Below are 15568 nucleotides of genomic sequence, written 5' to 3' on the forward strand. Positions count from 1 at the left end.
CCCGCGACACCGCCCCGGAAGCGCCCGTTCCCCAAATCCTGACGTCCCCAAGTTACAAGCCCAGGGAGACCGGCTATGGCCACCAAAGCATCCCGCGCCGCTGCCCGGCTCATGATCTCGCCCGCGGTCCTGCTGCTGCTCGGCTGGATGATCGTGCCGCTGTCGATGACGCTCTACTTCTCGTTCCTGCGCTACAACCTGCTGATGCCGGGGATGGAAGAGTTCACCGGCTGGACCAACTACCGCTTTTTCCTGACCGATCCGGCCTTCACCGCGGCGCTCTGGAACACGCTGCTGCTGGTCGGCGGGGTGCTGCTGATCACCACCGTCGGCGGCACGCTGCTGGCGCTCTTGATGGACCAGCCGTTCTGGGGGCAGGGCATCGTGCGCATCCTGGTGATCGCGCCCTTCTTCGTCATGCCCACCGTCTCGGCGCTGGTCTGGAAGAACATGTTCATGAACCCGGTGAACGGGCTCTTCGCGCATGTCGCCAAGTTCTTCGGCTTACAGCCCTACGACTTCCTGGCGCAGGCACCGCTCGGCTCGATCATCTTCATCGTCAGCTGGCAATGGCTGCCCTTCGCCACGCTGATCCTGCTGACCGCGCTGCAGTCGCTCGACCAGGAACAGCTCGAGGCGGCCGAGATGGACGGGGCGGGCGCGCTGTCGCGCTTCTTCTACATCATGCTGCCGCACCTGGCGCGTGCCATCACCGTGGTGATCCTGATCCAGACCATCTTCCTGCTGTCGGTCTTCGCCGAGATCCTGGTGACCACCAACGGCGGGCCGGGCGTGGCCTCGACCAACCTGACGTACCTCATCTACATGCAGTCGCTGCTGCAGTTCGACGTGGGCGGCGGTTCGGCCGGGGGCGTGGTGGCGATCATCCTCGCCAATATCGTGGCGATCTTCCTGATGCGGATGATCGGCAAGAACCTGGAGGCCTGAGCGATGTCTGCAAACGCAAAACGCGTCGCGGGCACTGCCGCCAAGGCCCCGCGAATTATCAACAAACTGTCTGGGAGGGGCTGACATGGCACGCAACGTGACGAACCGGCGCAAGGCCGTGGTGACCGTGCTGGCCTGGCTCGTGGGACTGGCGATCTTCTTCCCGATCCTGTGGATCTTCATCCTGTCGTTCAAATCCGAGGGCGACGCAATCAAGACACCCTTCGAGGTGCTGGGCTCGGCCTGGACCTTCGAGAGCTACGCCACGGTGCAGGAGCGGTCGAACTACTTCCGGCACTTCTGGAACTCCGTGGTGATCTCGGTCGGCTCGACGCTGATCGGCCTTTTGATCGCCATCCCGGCGGCCTGGGCCATGGCCTTCGTGCCCGGCAAACGCACCAAGGACGTGCTGATGTGGATGCTCTCGACCAAGATGCTGCCGCCGGTCGGGGTCCTGGTGCCGATCTACCTGCTGTTCCGCAACCTCGGGCTGCTCGACACACGGCTTGGTCTGGTCATCGTCCTGACGCTGATCAACCTGCCGATCATCGTCTGGATGCTCTACACCTACTTCAAGGAGATCCCCGGCGAGATCCTCGAGGCCGCGCGCATGGATGGCGCCTCGCTGAAGAACGAGCTGATCCACGTACTGACGCCTATGGCGGTGCCGGGGATCGCCTCGACCCTGCTGCTCAACATCATCCTCGCCTGGAACGAGGCCTTCTGGACGCTGAACCTGACGGCGGCCAAGGCGGCACCGCTCACGGCCTTCATCGCCAGCTACTCGTCCCCCGAGGGCCTGTTCTACGCCAAGCTCTCGGCGGCCTCGACCATGGCCATCGCGCCGATCCTCATCATGGGCTGGTTCAGCCAGAAGCAACTTGTCCGCGGCCTGACCTTCGGCGCGGTTAAATAAGAAGGACCAGAGACATGGGACGCATCACCCTCGACAAGGTGACCAAGAGCTTCGGCGAAGTGAACGTCATCCCGCCGCTGGATCTGACCATCAACGACGGTGAGTTCGTTGTCTTCGTCGGCCCCTCGGGCTGCGGCAAGTCCACTCTGCTGCGGCTGATCGCGGGGCTGGAGGATGTGACCTCGGGCCAGATCCGCATCGACGGCGAGGATGCCACCGACATGCCCCCCGCCAAGCGCGGGCTGGCCATGGTGTTCCAGAGCTACGCGCTCTATCCGCACATGTCGGTGCGCAAGAACATCGCCTTCCCGATGAAGATGGCGGGCATGCCGCAGGACGAGCAGAACCGCCGCATCGAGGCGGCGGCGAAATCGCTCAACCTGACCGACTACCTCGACCGGCGGCCGGGCCAGCTTTCGGGCGGCCAGCGCCAGCGGGTCGCCATCGGCCGCGCCATCGTGCGCGAGCCCTCGGCCTTCCTCTTCGACGAGCCGCTGTCGAACCTCGACGCGGCGCTGCGGGTGAACATGCGGCTCGAGATCTCGGAGCTGCACAACGCGCTGAAGACGACGATGATCTACGTCACCCACGACCAGGTCGAGGCGATGACCATGGCCGACAAGATCGTCGTGCTGCGCGCTGGCAACATCGAGCAGGTGGGCTCGCCGCTCGAGCTCTACAAGACGCCGCGCAACGAGTTCGTCGCGGGCTTCATCGGCTCGCCGAAGATGAACCTGATCCGCGGCGAGACTGCCGCGCAGAAGGGGGCCGCGACCATCGGCATCCGCCCCGAGCATCTGGCCGCCTCGACCGAGGGCGGGCTCTGGCAGGGCACGGTTGGCGTGGCCGAGCATCTCGGTTCGGACACGTTCCTTCACGTGCATGACCATGGGCTGGGCGACGAGCCGCTGACCGTGCGGGTCGATGGCGAGATGGCGGTGCGCCATGGCGACCGCATCTTCCTGACCCCGGACGAGAGCAAGCTGCACCGCTTCGACAAGCAGGGCCTGCGGATATGAACGGTCGTCTGCGGGGTAAATGCGCCCTGATCACCGGTGCCGGGCGCGGTATCGGCGCGGCTTTTGCCGAGGCCTACCTGCGCGAGGGGGCGAGGGTGGCGATTGCCGACATCGACCTCGCACGGGCCAAGGCCACGGCCGACGCGCTCGGCGAGGGAGCGGTGGCGGTCCACATGGATGTCACCGACCAGGCCAGCATCGAGAGCGCGGTGGCCGAGACCGTCGCGCAGCTTGGCCGTATCGATATCCTGATCAACAACGCCGCGCTGTTCACCGCCGCGCCGCTGGTCGAGATCACCCGCGAGGACTACGCCCGCGTCTTCGAGATCAACGTCGCGGGCGTGCTCTTCACCATGCAGGCGGTGGCCCGGCACATGATCGAACGCGGTGGCGGCGGCAGGATCATCAACATGGCCAGCCAGGCCGGCCGCCGCGGCGAGCCGCTGGTGGCGGTCTACTGCGCCAGCAAGGCGGCGGTGATCAGCCTGACGCAATCGGCGGCGCTGAACCTCATCCCGCACGGGATCAACGTCAATGCCATCGCCCCCGGCGTGGTCGATGGCGAGCATTGGGACGGGGTCGACGCCTTCTTCGCCAAGTATGAAGACAAGCCGCTCGGCCAGAAGAAGCGCGAGGTCGGCGCCGCCGTCCCCCATGGCCGCATGGGCCGTGCCGACGACCTTACCGGCATGGCCATCTTTCTCGCCTCGGACGAGGCCGATTACATCGTCGCCCAGACCTACAACGTCGACGGCGGCCAATGGATGAGCTGACGGAGGCCCCCATGAAACTCCACGCAGACGCGCTCGGCGCGCTCGATCCCCGTATCTCCGGCCCCGCCTACGACCGGTCCAAGCTGACGCCGGGCATCGTGCACGTCGGTCTTGGCAACTTCCACCGCGCCCATCAGGCGGTCTATCTCGACGATCTCTTCGCCCGGGGGCTCGGCCACGACTGGGCGATCTGCGGCGCGGGGGTGCGCGCGCCCGATGGCCGGATGCGCGAGGCGCTGGCAGCGCAGGATTACCTGTCGACGGTGATCGAGCTTGACCCCTCGGGCCCGCGGCCGCGGATCATCGGCGCCATGGTCGATTTCTGCCCCGTCGATCCCGCGAACGGTCCGCTGATCGCCCGCATGGCCGATCCCGCCACGCGCATCGTCTCGCTGACCGTGACCGAGGGCGGCTATTACGTCGATGCCACAACCGGCACCTTCGATCCGACCCATCCTGACATCGTCGCCGACGGCGCGTCGCCCGAGGCGCCCAAGACCGTCTTCGGCGCCATCGTCGCCGCGCTCAAGGCACGCCATGCGGCGGGGCTGCCGCCCTTCACCGTGATGAGCTGCGACAATATCCCCGGCAACGGCGAGGTGACGCGCGACGCGGTGGCCGGCACGGCGCGGCTCTCGGACCCGGGGTTCGCCGACTGGATCGCGGCCAATGTCGCCTTCCCCAATTCCATGGTCGACCGCATCACCCCCGCCACCGGCGACGGCGAGCGCGCGCTGGCGCGCGAGTTCGGCCTCGACGATCCGGTCCCCGTCACCTGCGAGCCCTTCCGGCAATGGGTGCTCGAGGACAACTTCCCGCAGGGGCGCCCTCCGCTCGAGGAGGTGGGCGTCACCTTCACCGATCACGTGCACGACTACGAGCGCATGAAGATCCGCATCCTCAACGGCGGCCATGCGATCATTGCCTACGCCGGGGCGCTGCTCGGCTGCGAGTTCGCCGATGACGCCATGGCGCACCCGCTGGTCAGCGCCTTCCTGCGCAAGGTCGAGACCGACGAGATCCTGCCGCATGTCGACCCGGTGCCCGAGTTCACCCCGCCCGAGTACCTGCAGCTGATCGAGGGCCGCTTCGCCAACCCGGCGGTGAAGGACACCATCCGCCGCCTCTGCCTCGACGGCTCGAACCGCCAGCCGAAGTTCATCGTGCCCTCGATCGCCGACGGGTTGCGCAAGGGCACCTCGGTCGAGGGGCTGGCGCTGGAAAGCGCGCTCTGGTGCCGCTACTGCGCGGGCAGCTTCGAGGATGGCACCACGATCGCGCCCAACGATCCCAACTGGGAGGCGCTGACGGAACTTGCCGCGCAGGCCCGCGAGACCCCGGCGCTCTGGCTGGCACAGCGCGCGGTCTATGGCGAGATCCAGGGCAACGGCGGCTTCGAAGAGAGTTTCGCGCGCTGGCTCGATATGATCTGGTCGCAGGGCGCGCGGCGCAGCATCGAAACCTATCTGAACGGCTGACACCATGTCCTATCTCGGCATCGATCTCGGAACCTCCGGCCTGCGGGCGCTGCTCTGCGACGAGGCCGGGGTGCCGCTCGCCAGCGCCGAGCGCCACTACGAGGCGCGGCATCCCGGCTCGGGGTGGTCCGAGCAGGATCCGGCTGACTGGATCGCCGCGCTGGAAGGCGCCGTCGCCGAGCTGAAAGCGCAGGCGGGCTGGGCCGCGCTGCGCGGCATCGGGGTTGCCGGCCACATGCACGGGGCGGTGTTGCTGGGCGCGGACGATGCGGTTCTGCGGCCCTGCATCCTGTGGAACGACACCCGCTCCTTCGCCGAGGCGGCACGGCTCGACGCCATGCCCGAGTTCCGCGAGATCAGCGGCAATATCGTCTTTCCCGGCTTCACCGCGCCCAAGCTCGACTGGGTGCGCGCCCACGAGCCCGAGGTCTTCGCCGCCGTGGCGAAGGTGCTGCTTCCCGCGGCCTATCTCAACCTCTACCTGACCGGCGATCACGTCGCGGACATGTCCGACAGCGCCGGCAGTGCCTGGTTCGACACCGGCCGGCGCGACTGGTCCGATGCGCTGCTGGCCGCCGGGCACATGTCACGGGCACAGATGCCGCGGCTGGTCGAGGGCTCCGCGCCCGCCGGCCGCCTGCGCCCCGGGCTGGCCTCGGCCTGGGGGCTGTCGCAGCCGGTCACCGTGGCGGGCGGGGCGGGCGACAATGCCGCCGCCGCCTGCGGCACCGGGGCGCTCGACGAGGGGCAGGGCTTCGTGTCGCTCGGCACCTCGGGGGTGCTGCTGGCGGCGCGCGATGGCTATCATCCGCTGCCCGGCAGCGCGCTGCACACCTTCTGCCACGCCGTGCCGGGACGCTGGTACCAGATGGGGGTGATGCTCTCCTGCACCGACAGTCTCAACTGGCTGGCGCGGATCGCCGGGATGCGCCCGGCCGAGCTTACCGCGCCGCTCGGCGAGGCGCTGCAGGCACCGGGCCGGGTGCGGTTCCTGCCCTATCTCTCGGGCGAGCGCACGCCGCACAATGATGCCGCGATCCGCGGCGCCTTCACCGGGCTCGGGGCCGAGACCGGGCGCGACGAGATGACCCGCGCGGTGCTCGAGGGCGTCGCCTTCGGGTTGCGCGACAGCGCCGAGGCGCTGCGCGGCGCCCATGCGCAGCTGGAGCACCTGCTGGCTATCGGCGGCGGCAGCCGCTCGCGCTACTGGCTGCGGCTGATCGCGACGGTGCTGGGCATGCCGCTTCACCTGCCGTCCTCCGGCGAGTTCGGCGCGGCGCTCGGGGCCGCCCGGCTCGGGCTGCTGGCCGCCACCGGCGCCGCCCCGGAGACGGTGATCACCCCGCCCGCAACCGCCGAGGTGATCGAGCCGGTCGCCGAGCTCGTTGCCGCCTATGATGCCGCCTACCAGCGCTTCGGGCCGGCCTATCGCGCGATCCGCGAGATCCAGTGACCCCGCGGCAAGCCGTTTTCTTCTAGGCGGAAATATCCCCGCCGGAGGCGCAAGGAGCCAGGCGGCGGGGAAGAGGACACGGCCACCGGGGCGCGCGCCCTCAGATCACCCGCACCTGCGTGCCGACCGGGCAGATCTCGAAGAGTTCGGCGATCTTCTCGTTGTAGAGCCCGATGCAGCCGTCCGACGAGGGCCGGCCGATCTTGCGCGTGTCATGGGTGCCGTGGATGATATAGGCGGGCCAGCTGAGATACATGGCATGGGTGCCGAGCGGGTTCTCGGGGCCGGGGCCGATCGGTTTCCAGTCCGGGTAGCGCGCCATCTGCGAGGCGGTCGGCGTCCAGGACGGGCCGACCTTCTTGCGCACGATCGAGGTATAGCCGCGCTTGGTCAGCTCCTCGGTCAGCGGCACCGAGGTGGGATAGGCCCGGTAGTCGCTGCCGTCGGCATTCCAGTAGTGCAGGGTGCGCGAGCCGGTGTCGGCCACGATGGTGGCCTTGCCAAGCCTGTCGAAATGGTCGCGCCAATCCTGTCGCACCCAGCTCGAGGCGTTGCGGCGCAACAAGCCGTCGGCGTGCAGCACGGCGGGCGCGGCGATCAGCGAGGCGGTGGCGAGGGCGCCGCGCAGCGTGGCGCGGCGAGTCAGGGAAATGCTCATCTGGGTCTCCTGTTCGGCGGGGCTTGTGCCCCGTTCTCGCCGCTTGAGACCGGCCTCGGCTTAACCGAAGCTTAAGAATTGGCCCGGCGCGCCGCCGATCACGCGAATGCGATGCGGCGTGCCGGGCGCGTGGGGATCAGGCGCTGCCGTCGGTGGTCGGCTCGGTCACCGCGGCGGGTGTCAGCGTGCCTTCGCCGGAGCGATCCTTGGGCAGGACCACCACCTTGGTGCCCTTGGGCGTGGTGTCATAGAGATAGAGCGAATCCTGGTTGAACATGCGGATGCAGCCAGAGGAGGTGGCATGGCCGACGGTCCAGGGCGAGGGGGTGCCATGGATGCGGTACAGCGTGTCGCGTCCGCCCTTGTAGAGGTAGAGCGCCCGTGCCCCCAGCGGGTTTTCGAGCCCGCCCGGCAGGCCGCTGGCCACCGGCTTGTAGGTCTCGGGATCGCGGCGGATCATGTTGGCCGTCGGCGTCCAGCGCGGCCATTCCCGCTTCACCGCGATATTGGCGTTGCCCGAGAAGGCCAGCCCTTCGGCGCCAACGGCGACCGAGTAGCGCATCGCCTTGTTGTTTTCCTGGACCTGGTAGAGCCAGCGCGCGGCGGGATCGACGATGATCGTGCCGGGCCGTTCGCTCGTGTAGTAATCGACGACCTGGCGCTTCTTCTCTTCGGTGAGATACTTGTCCTCGATCGCCGGGATGGTGATGTCACCGTCCTGGACCTCGGCATACATCATCCGCGTCTCGTCCGAGATCGCGGCGGGCGTGTTGGGTGGCATGGTCGCGGTGCTGGCACAGGCCGAAAGCAGCCCGGCCAACGCCAGCGAGAGCGCAGCGAGGGGGAGACGGCGTGAGAGGTGTCCGGGGCGGAGGAAATCTGTCATCTGGCGGTTCCGTTGCTCTTGTGTGTTGGGGCGCAGTGCGTCTGCGCACGGGGATGCGTGTGGCGCGGCCATGGCCGGGTGTCACGTCGCTGGGGCAGAGGTAGTGCGGCATGAGCGCTTGTCCGCCGTCGCGTCGGCGGTTGTGCCCGCAAGGCAACAGCGGCCCGCGCGCCACCGGGGGCGCGACAGGGCGCGGGTCGTTGAAATCGATGCTGGGTCATCCGGGGCGACTAGAACTTGGTACTTAAGTAGGTCTTAAGGTTGACCAGCCATGCCCCCGCGCGCAAGGAGGTTTCATGCGCATCTTGATCGTCGAGGATGACCCTGTGCTTTCCGAGGGACTCTCGGTTGGGCTGGGCCTGTCGGGCTTTACCGTCGATCCCGTCGCCACGCTGGGCGACGCGCGCGCGGCGCTGGCGGGCTCGGAGTTCGCCGGCGTGGTGCTCGACGTCATGCTGCCCGACGGCTCGGGGCTTGAGCTGCTGTCGGAAATCCGCCGGAGCGGGTCCGACCTGCCGGTGCTGCTGCTCACCGCCCGCGACCAGGTGCGCGACCGGATCGAGGGGCTCGATGCCGGGGCGGATGACCACCTTGGCAAGCCCTTCGACCTGCACGAGCTGGCGGCGCGGCTGCGCGCCATCCTGCGCCGCGCCGAGGGCCGCGCCACGGCGGTGCTGCGCTGGAACGGGCTCGAGCTCGACCCGGCACGGATGCGCGGTCAGGTCAACGGCGTGCCGCTCGCCTTCTCGCGCCGCGAGTTCGCCGTGCTGCACGCGCTGATGGAGCGTCCGGGGCAAATCCTGTCCAAGCCCGCACTCGAAGAGCGGCTCTACGGCTGGCAGGAGGAGATCGAGAGCAACGCCGTCGAGGTCCATGTCCACCACCTGCGCGCCAAGCTCGGCCGCGGTTTCATCGAGACGGTGCGGGGTCTTGGCTACCGCGTCGCGGCCGAGGGCTGAACGCCGTGTCGCTGCGCCTGCGCCTCTTCCTGATCCTCGCGCTGGCGACCGGGGCGATCTGGTTCTCGGCGGTGATGTGGATCGAGCATTCGACGCGCGCGCAGGTGACCAAGGTGCTGGACGCCCGGCTCGCCGAGGCGGCGAACATGGTCTCCTCGCTGCTCGAGGACCGGCGCATCGCCATGGCCGGAGAGGGCGCGCCGGTAGCCATTCCGCTCGATCCGCACCACGATTACGCGCATCAGCTCTCCTGCCAGATCTGGTCGCTGCAGGGCACGCTGGTCGGCCAGTCCGAGGGCGCGCCGGACACGCAGCTTACCGGCTCGGCCGGGACCGGCTACTCGGAGAGCACGGTGGGCGGCGAAACCTGGCGCGTCTACACCGTCGAGAACCGCGCGCTTGGCGTGCGGGTCATGGTCGGCGACAGCCTGGGCGTGCGCAACCGGCTGGTCGCCGGGGTGATCGAGGGGCTGCTGCTGCCGATGGCGCTGATCCTGCCGCTGCTGGCCGCGGCGATCTGGGTGAGCCTCGGCCAGGGGCTGGCCCCGATGCATCGGCTGGCAGAGGCGCTGCGGCTGCGCAGCCCCTCCGATCTCGCGCCGCTGCCCGCGGGTCCGGTCCCGGCCGAGATGCGCCCGATGCGCGGCGCGCTCGACGGGCTTTTCTCGCGGCTTGCCGCGGCGCGCGAGACCGAGCGCGATTTCACCGCATTTGCCGCCCACGAGTTGAAAACGCCGCTCGCCGGGCTGCGCACCCAGGCGCAGATCGCCCGCATCGCGCCCGACGCGGCCACGCGCGCCCGCGCTCTGCACAATATCGAACGCTCGGTGGATCGCACCGACCGGCTGGTGCGGCAACTGCTCGAACTCTCCGCGGTCGAGCGCGAGGGGGCGGCCGCGGATCGCCTCGACCTCGGAGAGCTCTGCGCAGAGATCTGCACCGATCTTGCGCCGCTGGCCGAGGCGCGCGGTGTCACCCTGAGGTCCGAAGTGCCGCAGGGCGTCGAGCTGGCGCTGCCGGCCAGCGCCTTCCTGCTGCACGCCGCGCTGCGCAACCTCGTCGAAAATGCCGTGCAGGCCTCGCCCGAGGGGGGCAGCGTGCGGGTCTCGCAAGACGCCGCCGTGCTGACGGTGCAGGACGCGGGGCCAGGCATCCCCGAAGCGCTGCGCGCGCGCGCCTGCGAGCGTTTCGTGCGCGGCGCGCAGGGCGGGGATGGCAGCGGGCTCGGTCTTGCCATTGCCCGTGCCGCCATGGAGCGCCTCGGCGGCCGGCTCGAGCTGCCGGCGAGCGCGGGGCAGGGCCAGCGTGCCGAGCTGCACCTGCCGGGGCCGGGCTGACCCCGGATCCCTGCACATCGGCTGTGCGCCGCGTCACGCCATGGGGGCTGTTGCGCGGCGCGCCCGCACCCTACCTTCTGCGCCAACGCAAGGAGAGTGCAATGGAACTCGGACTTTACACATTTGGCGACGTGGGCACGAACCCGGTCACCGGCGAGAAGGTCGACGCGGGCAAGCGCCTGCGCGACCTGATGGAAGAGATCGAACTGGCCGATCAGGTCGGACTCGATGTCTTCGGCCTCGGCGAGCACCACCGACCGAACTATGCCATTTCCTCGCCCGCGACGGTGCTGGCCGGGGCCGCACGCACGACAAGGCGCATCAAGCTCAGCTCGGCTGTGACGGTGCTCAGCTCGGACGATCCGATCCGCGTCTACCAGCAGTTCGCGACCCTCGACAATCTGACCGGCGGCCGCGCCGAGATCATGGTGGGCCGCGGCAGCTTCATCGAGAGCTTCCCGCTCTTCGGCCACGATCTCGACGACTACAACGCGCTGTTCGAGGAGAAGCTGCAGATGCTGCTGGCGATCAACGACCAGGAGCGGCTGACCTGGCCCGGCAGCGCGCATACGCCCAGGGTTGACGGCCTCGGGGTCTATCCGCGCGCGGCGCAGGACAAGCTGCCGATCTGGATCGCCGCGGGCGGCACGCCGCAGAGCATGGTGCGGGCCGGCGCGCTGGGGGCGCCGCTGGCGCTGGCGATCATCGGCGGGCAGCCGCGCCGCTTCGCCCCGCTGGCCGATCTCTACCGCAAGGCCGCCGCGCAGACCGGCCACGCCGATGTGGCACGGGTCTCGCTCAATGTGCACGGCTTCGTCGCCGAAGACAGCAAGACAGCGGCGGATCTCTTCTTCCCGGCGCAGAAGCAGGTGATGGACCAGCTCGGCCGCGAACGCGGCTGGCCGCCGCAGAGCCGCGCGCAATACGACGAGAGCATGGGCCCCGAAGGCGCGATGTTCGTCGGCAGCCCGGCGCAGCTGGTGGACAAGATCCTCGGCCTGCGCGAGGACCTCGGCTTTGACCGGGTGACCATCCAGATGGCCATCGGGGTGATCGATCACCCCGAGATGCTCAGGGCGATCGAGGTGCTGGGAACCAAGGTGGCACCCGAGCTGCGCAAGGCCGGCTGATCCGGCCCGCGCCGGGGTGCGACATGCCCCCGGCGCAACCGCGCCATGCCCCCGGCGCGCTTGATTTGCGACGCCGGAGGCGGTAGGTCTGCGGGCCGAGAGAGGACGACCTCCCCCATATCGGGACAGCAGACGGGACGGCCCGATGCCAAGGAGAGCGCCATGCGCACCCGGTCCGATCGTCTTCGCCACGCCCTCAGCTTCGAGATCCTCGGTCTCGCCCTCGTCACGCCGCTCGGCGCGCTCGCCTTTGACCGCGGGATGCACGAGATCGGCCTCGTCGCGCTGGTCTGCGCCACGGTGGCAACAGGGTGGAACTATGTCTACAACCTGCTCTTCGACCTGTGGATGCAGCGCCGCCACGGCCACACGCAGAAAAGCGTGCGGCTGCGGGTCGTGCATGCGGTGCTTTTCGAATTGGGGCTGCTGCTCGCGCTCGCGCCCTATATCGCCTGGGAACTGGGCGTGAGCCTCGCGCAGGCGCTGGTCATGGATATGGGCTTCGCCGGCTTCTACCTGGTCTACGCCTTCGTCTTCAACTGGGCCTACGACATGGTCTTCCCGGTGCCGGCGCGTGCCGCCGCCCGCGGCTGAGGCCGCGCTTCTTCTCTTCTGAAATACGCCGGGGGAGCCGCGCATCGCGCGGCGGGGGCGGAGCCCCCGGCGACAGGCAGGTCTCGCGCTCGGCGGGTCAGAGCGCGCAGCCGTCCGGGATTTCGGCGCAGACCGTCGCTGCGACGGGCTGCTGCGCGCGCGCACCGTGATAGGCGCCGAACACAACAAGGGCGACAAGCGCCCCCAGCTGAATAAGGGTCGTGCGTTTCATCTTCTGCCTCGTCCGGGTCTTGCCGGGGTCGTTGCCCCACACCCTGATCTGCCCCCTCAGATGGAGAGCTTGCAGGAAGTTTACAGCAGGTTGCGGGCGACCCGGTGTCGCGAATGCGACGCGCGCGCAGAGTTTTGCGCAAAGACGCATCGTATGCGCGATATTCCGGCACTTCGTGGCGATGATGTCACATCTTTGCGCCTGACGTTGCGCTAGTACAACGCGAAACCGCCCAGAGCGGGGCTCCGGGCGGTGGGGTGCTTTCGATGCGCTGTGCCGGGGCGCGCCCCGGCACAGCGGCAGGATCAGGATGCGGCGAGGTCGCGCAGCACGTAGTGAAGCACGCCGCCGTGCTCGACGTATTCCTTCTCGATCGCCGTATCGATGCGGCACTTGAGCTGGATGCTCTTGGTCGCGCCGTCCTTGAAGGTGATGGTGCAGGGCACCTCGGCCAGCGGGGTGACGCTGTCGAGGCCCTCGATGCTCACCGTTTCCTCGCCGGTCAGCCCCAGCGTCTTGCGGGTGTCGCCGCCGGTGAACTCGAAGGGGATGACCCCCATGCCGACGAGGTTGGAGCGGTGGATGCGCTCGAAGCTCTCGGCGATCACCGCCTTGACGCCCAGCAGCGCCGTGCCCTTGGCCGCCCAGTCCCGCGAGGAGCCGGCGCCGTAAAGCTCGCCGCCGAAGATCACCAGCGGGGTGCCCTGCTCCTGGTAGGCCATGGCGGCCTCGTAGATCGAGGTCTGCGCGCCGTCGGGGCCCTTGGTATAGCCGCCTTCGACACCGTCGAGCATCTCGTTCTTGATGCGGATGTTGGCGAAGGTGCCGCGCATCATCACCTCGTGGTTGCCGCGGCGGCTGCCGTACGAGTTGAACTCGCGCACCGGAACCTGATGCTCGACGAGGTACTGGCCGGCGGGCGTGGTCTCCTTGAAGGAGCCGGCGGGCGAGATGTGGTCGGTGGTGATCATGTCGCCGAGCACCGCGAGCACGCGCGCGCCCTCGATGTTGGTGATCACGCCCGGCTCTTTCGACATGCCCTGGAAGTACGGCGGGTTCTGCACGTAGGTCGAGGTCGGCGGCCAGCTGTAGGTCTCGCCGCCTTTCACTTCCACGCCCTGCCACTTCTCGTCGCCCTTGAAGACGTCGGCGTATTTCTCCTGGAAGGCCTTGCGGGTCACGGTCTTCTCGACCAGCTCGGCGATCTCGGCGTTCGAGGGCCAGATGTCCTTCAGGTAGACGTCTTTGCCGTCCTTGTCCTGGCCGATGACGTCCTCGGCGATGTTGACGTTCATGTCGCCGACCAGCGCATAGGCCACCACCAGCGGCGGCGAGGCGAGGTAGTTGGCGCGCACGTCGGGCGAGATGCGGCCCTCGAAGTTGCGGTTGCCCGAAAGCACCGATGTGGCGATCAGGTCGTAGTCGTTGATCGCCTTCGAGATCGGCGCGTCCAGAGGGCCGGAGTTGCCGATGCAGGTGGTGCAGCCGTAGCCGACGAGGTTGAAGCCTACGGCGTCGAGGTCCTCCTGAAGCCCAGCGGCTTCGAGGTATTCGGACACGACCTGCGAGCCCGGCGCCAGCGAGGTTTTCACCCAGGGTTTGCGGTTCAGCCCCAGTTCGCGCGCCTTGCGGGCGACGAGACCGGCACCAATCATCACGTAGGGGTTCGAAGTGTTGGTGCAGGAGGTGATCGAGGCGATCACGATCGAGCCGTCGTGCAGCTGGTAGGCGCCGTCGTCGGTCTTGTACCAGCCCTTGGCGTGGTGGCCGACGTCGCCGGGGATGTCGGTCGGCTCGGGCGCACCGCCCTCGGCCTCCCAGCGGGCCTCGGCGCGGTCGGTCGCCTTGCCGTTGCGCTGGCCTTCGACGAACTTGGCGAAGGCGGGGGCGGCGGCGTCGAGCGCGATGTAGTCCTGCGGACGCTTCGGACCCGAGATGGCGGGCACGATGGTGCCCATGTCGAGCTCGAGCGTGTCGGTGTAGATCGGATCATAGCCGGAGCCGCGCCAGAAGCCGTTCTCCTTGGCATAGGCCTCGACCAGCGCGATGCGGTCCTTGTCGCGGCCGGTCTGCTCGAGGTAGCGCAGGGTCTCGGCGTCGATCGGGAAGAAGCCGCAGGTGGCGCCATACTCCGGCGCCATGTTGGCAATGGTGGCGCGCTGCGCCAGCGGCAGCTTGTCGAGCCCGTCGCCGTAGAATTCGACGAACTTGTTCACCACGCCCTTGGCGCGCAGCATCTCGACGACCTTGAGCACGAGGTCGGTGCCGGTGGTACCCTCGACCATCTCGCCGGTCAGCTTGAAGCCGACGACCTCGGGGATCAGCATGGAAATCGGCTGACCGAGCATCGCGGCCTCGGCCTCGATGCCGCCCACGCCCCAACCCAGAACCGCGGCGCCGTTGACCATCGTGGTGTGGCTGTCGGTGCCGACCAGCGTGTCGGGGTAGGCGACTTCAGTGCCGCTCTGGTCAACGTCGGTCCAGACGGTCTGCGCGAGATATTCGAGGTTCACCTGATGGCAGATGCCGGTGCCCGGCGGCACCACGCGGAAGTTGTTGAAGGCGGATTGACCCCACTTCAGGAACTCGTAGCGCTCGATGTTGCGCTCGTACTCGCGGTCGACGTTCATCTGGAAGGCGCGCGGGTTGCCGAATTCGTCGATCATCACCGAGTGGTCGATGACCAGATCGACCGGGTTCAGCGGGTTGATCTTCTGCGGATCGCCCCCCAGGGCCTTGATGCCGTCACGCATCGCGGCAAGATCGACCACCGCCGGAACGCCGGTGAAATCCTGCATCAGCACGCGGGCGGGACGATAGGCGATCTCGCGCGGGTTCTTGCCACCCATCCTGCCCCATTCGGAGAAGGCCTTGATGTCCTCCACCGAGACGGTCTTGCCGTCCTCGAAGCGGAGCATGTTCTCAAGCACCACCTTGAGCGCGGCGGGAAGCTTGGCGAAATCGCCGAGACCGGCGGCCTCTGCGGCGGGGATCGAGTAATAGGCAATGGTCTTGCCATTCACCTCGAGCGTCTTGCGCGTCTTGGACGTGTCCTGACCAACTGTGATGGGCATGATTGGCTCCCTCTCGTTAGGTGGAGAAAAATGGGTCGCTACAGGGTAGATGGCGCAGGGGAGGGGTTGGATCAAGTCTCTTGCGGCGGATTTTGTATCCAACGGTATACA

14 protein-coding genes are annotated in these 15568 nt (G+C 68.2%); 10 read left to right on the top strand and 4 right to left on the bottom strand.

Annotation, left to right across the window (positions count from 1 at the left end; translation table 11 throughout):
• The first annotated feature begins 75 nt into the window (after window positions 1-75).
• The 6 genes from IQ782_RS01960 to xylB all read left to right on the top strand — a co-directional run bounded on the left by IQ782_RS01960 (window position 76) and on the right by xylB (window position 6587).
• On the top strand, window positions 76-948 hold the full coding sequence (locus IQ782_RS01960) for a carbohydrate ABC transporter permease (RefSeq protein ID WP_194132918.1): 873 nt from the start codon (window positions 76-78) through the stop codon (window positions 946-948).
• A gap of 85 nt (window positions 949-1033) precedes the next feature.
• Window positions 1034-1864 (top strand): carbohydrate ABC transporter permease, encoded by an 831-nt coding sequence (locus tag IQ782_RS01965; protein ID WP_194132919.1) that lies wholly within the window; start codon window positions 1034-1036, stop codon window positions 1862-1864.
• A 14-nt stretch (window positions 1865-1878) separates the two neighbouring features.
• Window positions 1879-2883 carry an ABC transporter ATP-binding protein gene (locus IQ782_RS01970; protein WP_194132920.1) on the top strand — a complete coding sequence of 335 codons (1005 nt, stop codon included), beginning with the start codon at window positions 1879-1881 and terminating at the stop codon, window positions 2881-2883.
• Window positions 2880-3656 (top strand): L-iditol 2-dehydrogenase, encoded by a 777-nt coding sequence (locus IQ782_RS01975; protein WP_194132921.1) that lies wholly within the window; start codon window positions 2880-2882, stop codon window positions 3654-3656. The genes IQ782_RS01970 and IQ782_RS01975 overlap by 4 nt, the downstream gene beginning before the upstream one ends.
• 11 nt (window positions 3657-3667) lie before the next feature.
• The gene (locus tag IQ782_RS01980) at window positions 3668-5134 is read left to right on the top strand and encodes a mannitol dehydrogenase family protein (RefSeq protein ID WP_194132922.1); all 1467 of its coding nucleotides are present in this window, start codon (window positions 3668-3670) and stop codon (window positions 5132-5134) included.
• A 4-nt stretch (window positions 5135-5138) separates the two neighbouring features.
• Window positions 5139-6587: a xylulokinase gene (xylB, locus tag IQ782_RS01985; protein WP_194132923.1), complete on the top strand. Its 1449-nt coding sequence runs from the start codon at window positions 5139-5141 to the stop codon at window positions 6585-6587.
• A 100-nt stretch (window positions 6588-6687) separates the two neighbouring features.
• Here xylB and IQ782_RS01990 read toward each other — a convergent pair whose 3' ends face one another.
• A complete protein-coding gene (locus tag IQ782_RS01990; RefSeq protein WP_194132924.1) occupies window positions 6688-7245 on the bottom strand; it encodes a L,D-transpeptidase in 558 nt (185 codons plus the stop codon).
• Window positions 7246-7381: 136 nt separating this feature from the next.
• Entirely contained in the window at window positions 7382-8131 is a 750-nt protein-coding gene (locus IQ782_RS01995; RefSeq protein ID WP_194132925.1) for a L,D-transpeptidase, read from the bottom strand.
• A gap of 296 nt (window positions 8132-8427) precedes the next feature.
• Here IQ782_RS01995 and IQ782_RS02000 point away from each other — a divergent pair, with 296 nt between their 5' ends.
• The 4 genes from IQ782_RS02000 to IQ782_RS02015 all read left to right on the top strand — a co-directional run bounded on the left by IQ782_RS02000 (window position 8428) and on the right by IQ782_RS02015 (window position 12151).
• On the top strand, window positions 8428-9090 hold the full coding sequence (locus tag IQ782_RS02000) for a response regulator (protein WP_194132926.1): 663 nt from the start codon (window positions 8428-8430) through the stop codon (window positions 9088-9090).
• Window positions 9091-9095: 5 nt separating this feature from the next.
• The gene (locus IQ782_RS02005; protein ID WP_338092533.1) at window positions 9096-10427 is read left to right on the top strand and encodes an ATP-binding protein; all 1332 of its coding nucleotides are present in this window, start codon (window positions 9096-9098) and stop codon (window positions 10425-10427) included.
• A 101-nt stretch (window positions 10428-10528) separates the two neighbouring features.
• Window positions 10529-11557, top strand: coding sequence for an LLM class flavin-dependent oxidoreductase (locus IQ782_RS02010; RefSeq protein ID WP_194132927.1), 1029 nt, complete (start codon window positions 10529-10531; stop codon window positions 11555-11557).
• A 162-nt stretch (window positions 11558-11719) separates the two neighbouring features.
• Complete coding sequence (locus IQ782_RS02015; protein ID WP_194132928.1) at window positions 11720-12151, top strand: PACE efflux transporter; 432 nt, start codon at window positions 11720-11722, stop codon at window positions 12149-12151.
• Window positions 12152-12248: 97 nt separating this feature from the next.
• Here the strand turns inward: IQ782_RS02015 and IQ782_RS30140 are convergent, their stop codons facing one another.
• Both IQ782_RS30140 and acnA read right to left on the bottom strand, forming a co-directional pair.
• Window positions 12249-12383: a hypothetical protein gene (locus IQ782_RS30140; RefSeq protein ID WP_277347826.1), complete on the bottom strand. Its 135-nt coding sequence runs from the start codon at window positions 12381-12383 to the stop codon at window positions 12249-12251.
• A gap of 305 nt (window positions 12384-12688) precedes the next feature.
• Entirely contained in the window at window positions 12689-15457 is a 2769-nt protein-coding gene (gene acnA, locus IQ782_RS02020; protein WP_194132929.1) for an aconitate hydratase AcnA, read from the bottom strand.
• Window positions 15458-15568: the final 111 nt, after the last annotated feature.

It is taken from the genome of Salipiger mangrovisoli (assembly GCF_015223355.1).
Taxonomy (GTDB): Bacteria; Pseudomonadota; Alphaproteobacteria; order Rhodobacterales; family Rhodobacteraceae; genus Salipiger; species Salipiger mangrovisoli.

Bases quoted from the DNA above. Each gene is read 5' to 3' on its own strand.
- IQ782_RS01975 (WP_194132921.1), top strand. From the start codon at position 2,880: ATGAACGGTCGTCTGCGGGGTAAATGCGCCCTGATCACCGGTGCCGGG.
- IQ782_RS01980 (WP_194132922.1), top strand. From the start codon at position 3,668: ATGAAACTCCACGCAGACGCGCTCGGCGCGCTCGATCCCCGTATCTCC.
- IQ782_RS30140 (WP_277347826.1), bottom strand. From the start codon at position 12,383: ATGAAACGCACGACCCTTATTCAGCTGGGGGCGCTTGTCGCCCTTGTT.
- IQ782_RS01960 (WP_194132918.1), top strand. From the start codon at position 76: ATGGCCACCAAAGCATCCCGCGCCGCTGCCCGGCTCATGATCTCGCCC.
- IQ782_RS02010 (WP_194132927.1), top strand. From the start codon at position 10,529: ATGGAACTCGGACTTTACACATTTGGCGACGTGGGCACGAACCCGGTC.
- IQ782_RS01970 (WP_194132920.1), top strand. From the start codon at position 1,879: ATGGGACGCATCACCCTCGACAAGGTGACCAAGAGCTTCGGCGAAGTG.
- IQ782_RS02000 (WP_194132926.1), top strand. From the start codon at position 8,428: ATGCGCATCTTGATCGTCGAGGATGACCCTGTGCTTTCCGAGGGACTC.
- IQ782_RS02015 (WP_194132928.1), top strand. From the start codon at position 11,720: ATGCGCACCCGGTCCGATCGTCTTCGCCACGCCCTCAGCTTCGAGATC.
- xylB (WP_194132923.1), top strand. From the start codon at position 5,139: ATGTCCTATCTCGGCATCGATCTCGGAACCTCCGGCCTGCGGGCGCTG.
- IQ782_RS01965 (WP_194132919.1), top strand. From the start codon at position 1,034: ATGGCACGCAACGTGACGAACCGGCGCAAGGCCGTGGTGACCGTGCTG.
- IQ782_RS01995 (WP_194132925.1), bottom strand. From the start codon at position 8,131: ATGACAGATTTCCTCCGCCCCGGACACCTCTCACGCCGTCTCCCCCTC.
- IQ782_RS01990 (WP_194132924.1), bottom strand. From the start codon at position 7,245: ATGAGCATTTCCCTGACTCGCCGCGCCACGCTGCGCGGCGCCCTCGCC.
- acnA (WP_194132929.1), bottom strand. From the start codon at position 15,457: ATGCCCATCACAGTTGGTCAGGACACGTCCAAGACGCGCAAGACGCTC.